The organism is Peribacillus kribbensis DSM 17871, assembly GCF_000430765.1.
Lineage (GTDB): Bacteria > Bacillota > Bacilli > Bacillales > DSM-1321 > Paraperibacillus > Paraperibacillus kribbensis.
This window is the reverse complement of sequence record NZ_AUMQ01000016.1, coordinates 132836-145536: the sequence shown is the minus strand read 5'-3', so window position 1 is coordinate 145536 and position 12701 is coordinate 132836. Positions and strand designations below refer to the sequence as shown.

Here is a 12701-nt window from a genome sequence, read left to right as displayed (position 1 = left end):
ATGAGTTGATTTTCCTCCAGAGTAAATCTGGCGGAAAACAAACTGTAAAATGAAAAGGTTTACATTGGAGATAAACTCGAATTTGCTAATAAGGTGAAAAGGCGAGGAGGTTATTAAATGAAAATCATGAAGACAGTTGAAAAAATTCCTTGAGGCTTGATGGTTGTACCACTCTTTATGGGAGCAGTAGTAAATACTTTTTCCCTAACCTGGCAAAGTATCCGGGTTCATTTACTTCAAAGGTGGCCACTCTTCTACATTACTAATTTTCTTATATTACACACTAATAAAAAATAAAAGGATGAGATGAACATGTTTAAAGGTATTTTTACACCAAGTATAACTATATTAAAAGAAGACGGAAAGTTTGATTTTCCAAAAATGGAAGCTCATATTAACCACTTAATTGATAATGGAATCAATGGTATTCTGTTCTTTGGCAGTATTGGTGAGTTTTATGCATTTACAATAGAAGAAAAAAAGCGGCTCGTTGATTTTGCTGTAGAAAAAGTCAATAAGAGAGTACCAGTGCTTGTTGGTGTCGGTGGAACGAACCAAGAAGAAGTTATAAGCTTCGGGAATTACTGTAGGGATGCAAACGCAGATGGCCTTGTTGTCATTTCGCCTTATTATTTTGGACCAACTGAAGAAACTGCGGAAATATTTTTTGGGAAAATTGCTGAATCAGTAGATATGCCAATTATGTTATACAACTTTCCTGCTAGAACAGGAACTGATTTAAGTCCGGAATTAGTATATAAATTAGCGATAAAATATAAAAATATTGTCTCCATTAAAGATACAGTCGATAATATTAGCCATACAAGAAAAATCCTCCAAAAAGTCAAATCGGAAAGACCGGATTTTACCGTTCTATCTGGATTTGATGAATATTATATCGTAAACCGTATTTCTGGTGGAGACGGGATCCTAAGTGGATTGACTAATGTAGAGCCAAAGTTATTCTCCACTTTGCATGAGGCATACGAAAATAAAGATTTTGATATGGTGGAAAAGTGCGGTAAACAAGTATCAACTTTAATGAAATTATATGATACTACTGATTTATTCGTGACCGGGATAAAAGCTTCAGTAAAAGCTAAAGGACTCGATATTTCTCCATACACAAAGGATCCGGCAGTACAATTAACGGAAGAACAATATCAAGATATTAAAAATATCATAGAAGAGGCAATTGATTTAACCCTTGTTTAAAAAGGTAAATGGCCGCGTAAAATCCTACGCAGGCCATTTTTTAGTAAAGAAGAAACTATTGTTCGTATGAATCTTTTTGTCTCTTTACTGGATAAACCAACTCTTTACCTTTGATTGGGCGCCTTAAACCAAGCCAGCGATATAGGACCTTCATATTTCTCACAATATGTAAAGGATTGCTTCTGACCGTCTTGGCTCTTTAAAAGATTAATGGAAACGTGCTTAAAACGAAAAGTAATTAGGAAACCACTATAGGTATGGTCCCTTTTTTATTTTGTCTCTCAACAATAATAGTTAGCAGAGCTTGCTATGCAAACCAAATAAGAGAGCGTAAATCACCTTAGATGGAATTTCCCGAAAAAATGAGGCTCCGAGCAGTTAGGAATACAGCCCGGAACTCATTGTCAATAGTTCCGAAGGTTACAGAGACTCTCCACAATGGGATCTGGTAAAATTACCGTATGAAAAGAGGGGTCCTCCTGAGGGAAAGCTTTAGCATTCTTTCTGTTAAGTTTTTTATTCTGGCTTTGTTATTTGGGTTCTTCGGGGGAAGAGTATGGCCGCTTACTGGCCAGCAGGAGACGAATATCCTCCTCATGATAACCGGAATATCCCTCATCTTTGCTTTTGCAGGGAAGGGAAGATGGCGGTTCATTTCTTTAGCCGGAGTGCCTTTGATCGTTATCTTTATATTCGTTTATGGTTTTCTGGTTTATATGTAACCTTGTAGAATCAGAGATTCCGGTACGGACTGAAAAAAAGAGAACCAGCCTGGTCGGCGGTTCTCTCCTTGTATTTATTTTGCTGCCTCAGTAGCTTTGTAGAAGAAGTTAGCTGTAACGGATCCATCACTGTTTTCTTTGATGTTGGTTACATGAATACCGGAATCCCCAGGTGTGGCACTGTAGCCTTTCCAGAAGTAGTAAGAGCCACTGTGAACATTGCCTGAGACCGGAGTGATGCTGCTGCCGGTTTTGAAGAAGTCGCCTGCATCGCCGCGGTTGACGTTGTGTTCCAGGTCGTACTTGCCGTCAGCCTGAAGCACGGATAAGCCATAGTGATTGACGACTGTTCCATTTTTAAGAGTGATGGATTGGTTAGATTGGAAGCGTTTGTTCATCCAGTTTTCCACATTGTTCGGAGTGCCGTACTGCTTCATGACATTTTCATCCACATGCCATGCCACTAGGCCGTGAGCATCCTTGCCTTCGCGGATCAGACCTTTATTGAAGCCTGCCTGCTGAACATTTTCAAATAAGAAATACTCTGTTCCATTAGATCCCGGTACTTCCATTTTTACAATTCCATCATTGGAACTTGCTTTGTTTACCGGCTTAAGAGTAATTGTTTTTACTCCATCAGCAGGCGTAACATTAATTGGCGATGCCCATCCAAGGAACATTTTAGAATATGGATCAAAGTTCACTGGGGAGTTGCCGGAATATTGGTTGGCATCCGGATAGCGCATCCAGGAACCGCCCGCCATCATGGAATAGTTGCCAACTCCTTCAGACGTATAAGCCGTATCATATAAATCCGGCAGTCCGAGTGCATGGCCGAATTCGTGAGAGAATACACCAGCCTGGCCTGGGTAAGGGCCTGTCTTCGCAGCATCGCTGTAGCTGTCTGTTGCAAGGTCATAACCGGCTACGTTTCCGCCGATTTCCGGCTGGACATTATAGTTGTTTACTAATACACCATCAAGTGTATGTTCTTGAATAAATTTGGCCTGCCATGTATTCATTTCAGCATCGGATACTGTACCATCTCTGTTCACATCCGGAGTAGCAAAGCCTGTCTCATAATACTTCGCATAATAAGCAGCGCTTAAAGCATTCCACTTATGGGACCAGATCTGAGCCGGATCCTGGCTCCATTCGGCCCCTGATCCTTCATGGACGATAAATACGTTCTGAAGCTGTCCTTTTACCGCATATTTCGAATAATCGACCACACTGTCAGCCGCTTTAAAGGCATCTGTGACAAGCTCACCCATATGGGCGTCTCCATTCACATTGCCATTCACATATTTGCCGTTCTCCGCATATTTTCCATCCTGATCCAGGTAATACGAAGCGCCCTTCGGCAGTTCTACCCAAACAAGGTCTGTATTTTCTTTTTTCACTAGCTTGGCTTTGCCATAGCTTGATTCCTTGTAGATATTCTGCATAGTATTGTCAGTCGGTGCTTTTTCACCGTTATATTCTGCATATTTCTTAAACTCATCAAGATCATATGGATTATAATGATCACCAAAAATCAGATCATCAAAATATTTTGCAGGGACCTGTCCCGCAGGATCACCCTTAGGCTCATCGCCATCTTTATATTTAACCAGAATAACAAGCATAGGAATATCGCCGACAGCCGGCTTAGGTGTTACATGGTTGTTTCCTGCCTGTTCAAATTTTGTCCCTTGCTGTTCAGCAAACTTTTCAGCCGGATCCGCCTTTGTCAGGCTCTTTCCAAGCTGCTTTGCTTTAGCCGCCATTTCAGGTGATGCACCTACGTAATCGGCAAGGCTTATTCCCTTAAGATCAGCAGGTTTAACCGCTGATGCTCCACTAGTATGAATTCCGGAAAACCCAATACTTCCAGCCAGCGCAACCGCGAGAGCAGATTTTGATAGAACTTTTAGCACATTCGACACTCCCTCTATTTATCTAGTATATTTCTTGCTACTTGAATATATCAGAATATTTAGTGAACTGGTATAAAGATTAGTCGTCGAGAAAAGACAGTAATTTACAAAATACAACATCATAAGGAATAAATTACTGCACGATTCTCAAACTTAGTAGTCCAATAGATTTACAAAAAACCTAGAATTTACCAATTGAGAGACTCGTTTATGTCGAATTAAGCAGAAAATTTCTTTCGTGATAGGAAACATTTGGGTATCGAATAATGATGAGCAGCGCAGAAAGAGTCAAGAAACAAAAGAAGAGGGAAGGTTCTATTGATCAAGAACCTTCCCTCTGTTTTAAAGCTGTTGTTTTTTGTCCCCATTATTAATGAGAAAGGTAAAGTAAGCCAAACCATTCATAAAAAGACCGAAGGCGAACAGAATCCCTCCACAAACGATAAAGGAATTGATATAGCTTTTCATCACAATATTATATTCCTCAGGGCTTGATCCACCTTGTTCTGTCAGCCAATTGACTGCCATCGAATTACCAAAAGAAACGCTGGAAAAAAGCAGAATAAGACCGATGATGGCACTGATCGAACCCATCCATAGCAAAATCTTTGTATGTATCACGCTGCACCTCACTAGATATTTTATATAGATATTCGTTAGAACATCGTAATTTTCCTTTTATTGGTTATTAAAATAAATTACTTCATTTTTACTATCGAAAAATAACCAAAAAAGAGGCAGGAAGAGGATTAACCTCGCCTACATGCGCTGGCAGAGGTGCTAGGTTCTTCTTTTGAAAAGATAGCAAAAGGCACAAACAACGGGGCGGTTTGAAAATTTTAATGCAAGTGATAGACTAGTTACAAAATTGAGCAGTTTATGTTCCAGAACAACACTTACATTTAAAAGGAAAGAAAGATAAAGAAAATAACGTTGAGAAATGAGCCTGTTCCATAAGATGGATAGGCTCTTTTTTTCATTTCAATCATCTATTGTTCAGCAAATTTAGACATTTATGTTAGAGGGTACCTAATCTTGGAAAACCCAATCGATTTATTAAAAGTAAAGATGGAGAAATAATATTTATCAGAAAAAAAATAATATTTTGACATTATAAAAACTTGATGATATCATTTATATAATCGATAATCAATAACATAAAATAGAAAAAGGATGTGATTACATGAACCTTTTAGTCTGTATTAAACAAACTTTTGATACAGAAGTAAAAAATTGAACTTAAAGAAGGAGAGATAATTGAAGAAACAAGTCAATGGATAGTTAATCCTTATGATGAATATGCCATTGAAGAGGCACTTCGATTAAAAGAGGAGCACGGGGGACAAGTTACTGTTTTAACAATTGGCAAGGAAAAATCGGAAAGCGCATTACGCCATGAGCTTACAATGGGGGCCGATCATGCGGTTTTAATTGAAGAGATTGAAGGTAATGAGTTTGTCATCTCCAAACTCATCGCTGCATACGCAAAAGATTAAAGTTTCGATCTCATCTTAACTGGGAACCAATCCATCGATAATGGAGCAGGACAAGTTGGTGTCCGGCTGGCTGAAGAACTTTCGATTCCTCATATCACTTCCATAGTTAGCATTATGGCTAGTTAAACCTATAAATAACTTAATATTACATACCCCAAAGAGTATTGCGAATTTTCACTCTCCATGATATCTTTTAATTTATATTATCGATTATATATTTATCAATTTGGATAAGTTAGTTAGTTCTTAACTTAAAATGAAAGCGCTTCAAATAGTGCTTCCTGTTTCAATGTAAAGCTTTTATATTCATGTTTGTGAAAATAAATAATAGGGGATGGTGTCGTATATGCAAAAAAGAACGAAGGCACGTGGAGTGGTAGCATTATTGCTATGGTCTGCAACTGTCATAAATTATTTGGATCGTACGAATTTATCAGTTGCAGCCCCTGTCCTGGCAAAACAGTTTCATATAACCCCAGGTGAAATGGGAATTATCTTATCAGCATTCTTTTGGTCGTATGCTTTATTTCAAATACCATCAGGGTGGTTTGCCGACAAGTTTGGCCAGCGAATAACATTTGCATTGGCGGTTACATGGTGGTCTTTGGCAACGGCTTTTATGGCAGCTGGAAGAGGCGTTGGGTCTTTTATCGGAATACGCGTATTCATGGGAATTGGAGAGGCATCCGTTTATCCTTGCAGCGTTGGTGTAACGTCCAAATGGTTTCGTGATAACGAACGAGTAAAAGTTACTGCGTTCTTTGATAGTGGAGCAAGAGTAGGGACTGCTGTAACTATGCCGTTTGTCGTATGGTTAATGACTAAATTTAGCTGGGAGCTGCCATTTATTATTTCGGGCGCTATTGGAATAGTTTGGGCTGTGATTTGGTTTTGGTATTATCGTGACCCTGAAAAACACAAATATATCAACAAGGAAGAACTCAATTACATCCGCGAAGGTCAAGTAAAACATGATGGATTAGATAATGTCAGACCCCTCAAATGGTATCAGCTCCTTTATTATCGCAATATTTGGATGATGACAATCGGGTTTTTTATGCTGAGCTATTCGATCTATTTCTTTATAACATGGATGCCAACCTATCTTGTACAGGCTAGAGGTATGAAATTGATGACCATGGGATTTGTGGCTATGATTCCACCACTTGCGGCAATCGTAGCAGAGCTTTTTGGCGGGTGGTTATCAGACTATCTATACAGTAAAGGTTTATCATTGACTGCAGCCCGCAAGGTAAATCTGGTAGGTGGGATGTTACTGGCTACTACAATAGGATTTTCAGCCATAGTTCATTCTGCAGTAATATGTGTTGTTCTTTTGACAATTTCCTACTGCGGTTTGGTTATCGCGGCGGCAGCTATATTAGCTTTACCAGGGGACATTGCACCTAAAAATATGGCATCGGTCGTGACGGGTATTGAAAACTTTGGCTCAAATATGGGGGGAGTTCTGGGCCCAATTATTACAGGATTTGTAGTGGCCACTACCCATTCATTTGTCCCTGCACTTGTTTTGTCCTCTATCATCGCCTTCGGCGGTGCATTGGTATTCCTGTTTGGACTTGGGAAAATTGAACCATTAAATCCTGATAAAGTTTTGCTTCGGAAACAGAAACCGGAGACGGATGTAAGCCTAATGGATGCAAGATAGTAAAGCCCAAAAATAGCTGCCTCAAGTTCATCGGAGGCAGCTTTTTTCTTGTACTTTGTATGAATTAGTGATAATTGAGATTTTTTATGATGGACTTTTTCCTCTTTGGCTGCGCTCATAGTTAACATGTTCATGAAAAGCCTTAATGCATCCTTTCAAATCCCTGTTTTCAAAAGCAGTTAATATGGGGGCGTGAATGCTGGCTAATTGAGATAGATCAGTAAAATACACTTGACTGTTAAGGTACCATATTCGGCTTAGTTTGGAGGACAACGTTTCCCAAACACTACCCAGGAATTTATGGTCGGCCATTTTATATATTTTAGTATGAAAGTCTTCATCCGAGGTCCGAATTTTTTCTAAATCATTGTTTTCCCCGGCATGAACCATTTGATTATAATAATTTTTCAATTCTTTTATATCTTCGTCATTCAATTTTTCAAAAGATCGTTTAATAGCGAATTCCTCCAGCATTAAGCGAAAATCATATAATTGATCTATTTCATCTGCTGAAAAATTTGAAACAAAAGTACCTTTGTTTCGCTGCGTTACCACTAAATCCTCTTCAGCCAGTTTTAAAAACGCTTCACGTACAGGTGCTTGACTGACACCATAGGTCTTAGCTACCTCTAATTCAACGATTCGATCCCCGGGTTGAAGTTCACCCTTAATAATTTTTTCCCGTAACGCTTCATAAATCTGTTCTGAGAGCGTTTTGTTTACAATGGAATTCTTCATTATATCCATCCTTTGCACTCAATTATAACCGATAATCGTTAATCGACATTCTTGAATAATAACACATAGTGCGTTGATTATTCAATTAATTTGTGGAAAAGGAAGTATGTTAGGGAGAGGAACAAAGAATCGCCATAAATTACGAATATCTTTTGACTATTTTCATACTTCTGAGTTATTATAGATTATATGTTATCGATAATATATAATATATTTTTTAAATTCTGAAATAATGAATAAATTGGGGGAGTAAATGAAGAATCCTATTGTTAATAAATCCCTTTCAGATCAGATTCACGAAGTTTTGCGGGATTCGATCATTATAGGTGCGCTCCGGCCGGGAGATAGGATCCTTGAATTGGAAGTGGCAAAGAACTTTGGCGTGAGCCAAGCCCCTGTTCGTGAAGCATTATTAAAGCTCGCTGAAGAAGAACTGGTTGTAAGTATCCGATATAAAGGAACTTTTGTATCCAATATCTCTGCGGTTGAAATGGAAGATTTATATAGTTTCCGTATTATGATGGAAGAACTGGCCATTAAAAGAATTTTTGAAAGAATAAAAGACGGAGAATTGAGGACCCTTGAACATTATTACCATGAGATGGTTCGAGCTGGTGAAACCAATGATTTGGGTTCTTTAAGATCGGCGGACATCCATTTCCATACTAAAATTTTTGAGATGGCACACCATAAATTCATGTTTAGTGTGTGGGAGACTTTGGTCTCAAAACTAAATCGAATTTGGTATCTTACAAGCCAGGCGTACTTTATTAATCTTTCTGAAGTTGCAGCGATTCATGAGCCAATTTTAACAGCTATTAAAATGTATGATGTAAATGGCTGTTTACATGCGTTTAAGGAACACGTTGACTATGAAAAAAACAGAAATTTTTAATGGCTGTTATAAGTTTATTATCGATAATTGATAATTTTGTTTTGACAAACAAAAAAGTAAGTGATAAGTTAAAAATGTATTATCGATAAACGATAATAAGATAATTAAAATCCTAAACTGGAGGAATGGAACTTATGAACGTGCTTATCGATTCATTTGAGTTCGGCGTGCTTACTCAAATTCATTACGGAGTTGGAAAGCTTAATGAACTCCCAGAAATTTTAAAGGCCCAAAACTATCAGCACGTCCTGATTGTTACAGATCCAGGCATTGCTAACTCCGGATTGCTGGAGCGACTGGAAAACATTTTAACAAGCAGCGAAATTCGCTACACCGTTTTTAAAGAGGTCCAACCTGATCCGACACTTGAAGTAGTGGATACCGTCAGACAAATATTTTTAGACAATAAATGTGATTCCATAATCGGCATTGGCGGGGGAAGTTCTATTGATACCGCAAAAGGAGTGTCAGCGGCTGCCGCTAATCCTGGAGACCTTAGCCGATATGAAGGAAAAAATAAACTTCCTAATCGCGGACCTGACATCATTGCCATCCCGACAACTGCAGGAACAGGTTCCGAGGTTACCCATGCAATGGTGCTGAAAGATTCCAAACGTAAATATAAAATGGGGATCCTCAGCCAGAACCTGCATCCAAAAGCAGCCATCCTGGACCCGCAGCTGCTCACCACGCTTCCGAGGGGCCTTGCCGCCATTACGGGAATGGACGCACTAAGTCACGCGATTGAATCCTATACGTCGAACCAAGCACAGCCAATCACTGAAGCCCTCGGATTACACGCTATCCGGCTTATTGGTAAATACCTCAGACCTTTCGTTGCACGGCGCACGGATTTGGAAGCGGCTTCACAGATGATGCTGGCCAGTACAATGGCCGGAGCCGCATTTATATGGGGGAGGGTAGCCGCCGTCCATGCTTTGTCCCATCCATTAGGAGGCCGGTATAATATCCCGCACGGGTTAGCAAATTCCATCCTCCTTCCAGTCGTAATGGAATTCAATGCCAGCACCAATCATGAGAAATTTAAAGAGATTGCTATTCTGCTAGGGGAGAACGTAGAGGGATTAAGCTCGAGAGAAGCAGCCTTACGCTCTGTTGATGCGGTAAAAGCACTTATAGCGGACCTGGATATTCCACCAACACTTGGAGCCAACAATGTCAGCTTATCTCCAGAAGAAATCCAAATCGTTGCACAGGAAGCGCTTGATAGTGGAGTGGCAGCAGCTAATCCTAAGGTAACCTCCGTAGAAGATTTGAAAAGTTTCCTAAAGAAAGCACTTTAAAAAAGCGAAGGGGAGATTTCAGTGGAAAACTTATTTCCTATTAAAATTGAAAACTATATCGATGGTAAATGGGTTCCTTCAACCAATTTGAAGACCTATCAAAGAGAAAACCCAGCTAATCCGGAAGAAATTGTGATTATCGCTCCAAATTCCACGGAACAAGATACGAATAATGCTGTGGAAGCGGCACAAGCAGCCTTTACTGAATGGTCCCGTACCCCTGCTCCCAAGCGTGCCGATGTACTGTATCGGTTCGCTGAACAATTACATGCCGAACGTGAATTGATTGCCCAAATCATTACAAAAGAGCAAGGGAAACCGTTAAATGAGGCATTAGGGGAAATCAATAAGACGATTAGTGAAATACGGTTTACCGCTGGGGAAGCTACACGACTGGACGGCCAAACTCTTCCAAGTGAAAGACAGGGTATCGAAATCAAGACAAAAAGAGTACCAAAAGGGGTCATTGCTGCGATTTCTCCATGGAACTTTCCAATAGTAACGCCCCTTAGGAAAATAGCCCCGGCATTGGCAGCCGGAAATACGGTTGTATTTAAGCCTGCCAGCATTACTGCAGGAACTGGGGCCAAAATTGTCGAGTTATTTGAAAGAGCTGGTTTACCTAAAGGGGTTTTAAATCTAGTAATCGGATCAGGAAGAGAAGTTGGAACACCGCTATCTGTACACCCACTAGTTAAGGGAGTAACCTTTACAGGCTCCACTGGTGTTGGTTCTACGATCTATCGAAGAGCTGCGGAAAAATTAATTCCCGTCCAATTGGAAATGGGAGGGAAAAATGCAGGTGTTATCTATGATTATAACGATATAAAAGGGGCCGTTGATCAAATTACCTCTGCAGCTTTTGCCGCAACAGGCCAAAGATGTACATCGATCAGCCGCATCGTGGTGCAGCGTTCGGCAGTGGATGATGTAGTAAGCTACTTAAAGGACAAGTGTGCAGCCTACGTCATCGGTGACGGTATGGACCCGGAAACGACATTGGGACCGGTGGTTTCAAAAGACCATTTGGAAACAATCGACGAGTACGTTCAAATTGGGGTGAAGGAAGGAGCCAGACTTGTTCAAGGCGGTAAAAGGATAGAGAGCCAGACAAATGGGTACTTCTTTGAACCTACTGTTTTCACAGATGTTTCACCGGATATGCGAATCGCGAAAGAAGAGATTTTTGGCCCCGTTTTAACCATAACTCCTGTAGATAGTTTTGAAGAAGCCATTCAAATAGCCAACGATGTTGAATACGGGCTTGCATCTTCCTGCTTTACCAACAGCATGGAGTATGCCGAACAATTCGTTAACCAAGTACAAACCGGGATGATACATATCAACAACGGAACAATCAGTGAATCCCATGTTCCATTTGGAGGCCTGAAAAATTCAGCGGTGGGTGCTTACTCCATTGGGGTGACCGCAAAGGATTTCTTTACAGATCTAAAAGTAGTTTATTCCGCTTCAAAATAATCATAGGGGGATGTAAACATGAATTTGACGGAAACCAATCAATCATGGAAAAATGTTGCCCGTGACTTTGCCTCCCGTAAATTAAATCTTGGGACACATTGGCTCGAAGGCGAGGAATATTGGACAAATGCCCGAATGCTTGCTGAACAGGGATTTTTGGGATTAACACTTCCAGAAGAATATGGAGGCATGAATTTATCGTTATTTGATGCACTCTTAATCATTGAAGAATTGTGCAGGGTCTGCCCAAGCAGTGGCAGGCAGGCCTATCACACCAGTATTGGAATCGCTTCCTTTATCAATCATCTTGGTACAGAGGAGCAAAAGAAATTATACCTTCCACAAATCACTGCCGGGAAATTGTTAGTAGGTCTTGGAATGAGTGAGCCTGACGCGGGGAGTGCGGCCACAGACATGAAAACAACGGCAATCGATGAAGGAGACCATTATCGTTTAAATGGATCCAAAATTTGGGTTAGTGAAGCTAATTTGGCTGATTTGTTTGTTGTGTATGCCCGTTTCGGAAACACAGGGAGGACATCGGATATTGGAGCTATTTTAGTAGATCGCGGCACGCCCGGCTTTACTGTAGGTGTTCCGGAAGAAAATATGAGCGGTGAGTTTCAAAGCGCTCTTTATTTCGATGATGCAATCGTGCCAAAAGAAAATGTTTTGACGGACCGCAATGCTTTTAAAGCCCTAATGGGAGTTTATAATGGTGTGCGCTTAGGCTTCGCTGCCCAAACATTGGGGATTACCCAGGCTGCATTTGATAGAACCTGTCAGTATATTCAGGAGCGCAAGCAGTTTGGAAAAGAAATATGCGAATTCCAAGGTATTCAGTGGATGGTTGCCGATATGTTTATGCAATTGGAGGCTGCACGGACCCTGCTTTACCGTGCCGGTATGGCAGCTGCCAATAATAAGCCGGATAAGCATGCAGCCAGTGTTGCGAAAGTGTATGTCGCAGAAGCAGCTAAGAAGATTACCGATGATTGTTTACAGCTTCACGGTGGGTACGGATTCTCCAGGCAGTATCCATTGGAATGGTATTACCGTTGTGTCCGCGCAGCATCAATTGCGGGAGGTACGGTTCAAGTTCATCGAACTATGCTGGCTGCTGAAGTATTAGGAAGAAAATTTGATCAAAGGAAGTAGTTTAAGAGAATGATAGTATCCATGACATCTCCCGGCTGTGTCAAAAGCACAATCGGGGGAACCAGGTTCCTTCATTAGGAATCACATAGTTTAATTAAAACATTTA

9 protein-coding genes and 1 pseudogene are annotated in these 12701 nt (G+C 40.4%); 7 read left to right on the top strand and 3 right to left on the bottom strand.

Annotated features, from left to right (window positions below; genetic code table 11):
- Positions 1-312 precede the first annotated feature (312 nt).
- Entirely contained in the window at positions 313-1215 is a 903-nt protein-coding gene (locus H539_RS0100650; RefSeq protein ID WP_051348379.1) for a dihydrodipicolinate synthase family protein, read from the top strand.
- A gap of 796 nt (positions 1216-2011) precedes the next feature.
- Here H539_RS0100650 and H539_RS0100640 read toward each other — a convergent pair.
- Both H539_RS0100640 and H539_RS0100635 read right to left on the bottom strand, forming a co-directional pair.
- Positions 2012-3856: a M6 family metalloprotease domain-containing protein gene (locus H539_RS0100640; RefSeq protein ID WP_026691903.1), complete on the bottom strand. Its 1845-nt coding sequence runs from the start codon at positions 3854-3856 to the stop codon at positions 2012-2014.
- Positions 3857-4198: 342 nt separating this feature from the next.
- The gene (locus H539_RS0100635; protein WP_026691902.1) at positions 4199-4477 is read right to left on the bottom strand and encodes a hypothetical protein; all 279 of its coding nucleotides are present in this window, start codon (positions 4475-4477) and stop codon (positions 4199-4201) included.
- A gap of 611 nt (positions 4478-5088) precedes the next feature.
- On the opposite strand from H539_RS0100635, the pseudogene H539_RS32695 reads away from it, so the two are divergent.
- Together H539_RS32695 and H539_RS27425 are read left to right on the top strand one after the other, a co-directional pair.
- Positions 5089-5478 (top strand): annotated as a pseudogene (locus tag H539_RS32695) (electron transfer flavoprotein subunit beta/FixA family protein).
- Positions 5479-5698: 220 nt separating this feature from the next.
- Positions 5699-7021 (top strand): MFS transporter, encoded by a 1323-nt coding sequence (locus H539_RS27425; RefSeq protein ID WP_245602104.1) that lies wholly within the window; start codon positions 5699-5701, stop codon positions 7019-7021.
- An 84-nt stretch (positions 7022-7105) separates the two neighbouring features.
- Here H539_RS27425 and H539_RS0100625 read toward each other — a convergent pair whose 3' ends face one another.
- The gene (locus tag H539_RS0100625) at positions 7106-7759 is read right to left on the bottom strand and encodes a GntR family transcriptional regulator (protein WP_026691901.1); all 654 of its coding nucleotides are present in this window, start codon (positions 7757-7759) and stop codon (positions 7106-7108) included.
- 253 nt (positions 7760-8012) lie between these two features.
- On the opposite strand from H539_RS0100625, the gene H539_RS0100620 reads away from it, so the two are divergent.
- The 4 genes from H539_RS0100620 (at position 8013) to H539_RS0100605 (ending at position 12595) form a co-directional block, all read left to right on the top strand.
- On the top strand, positions 8013-8654 hold the full coding sequence (locus H539_RS0100620; RefSeq protein WP_026691900.1) for a GntR family transcriptional regulator: 642 nt from the start codon (positions 8013-8015) through the stop codon (positions 8652-8654).
- A 134-nt stretch (positions 8655-8788) separates the two neighbouring features.
- Positions 8789-9958, top strand: coding sequence for an iron-containing alcohol dehydrogenase (locus H539_RS0100615; RefSeq protein ID WP_035321696.1), 1170 nt, complete (start codon positions 8789-8791; stop codon positions 9956-9958).
- 21 nt (positions 9959-9979) lie between these two features.
- Complete coding sequence (locus H539_RS0100610; protein WP_026691898.1) at positions 9980-11437, top strand: aldehyde dehydrogenase family protein; 1458 nt, start codon at positions 9980-9982, stop codon at positions 11435-11437.
- Positions 11438-11455: 18 nt separating this feature from the next.
- Positions 11456-12595, top strand: a complete 1140-nt coding sequence (locus H539_RS0100605) for an acyl-CoA dehydrogenase family protein (RefSeq protein ID WP_026691897.1) — start codon at positions 11456-11458, stop codon at positions 12593-12595.
- The last annotated feature ends 106 nt before the right edge of the window (positions 12596-12701 follow it).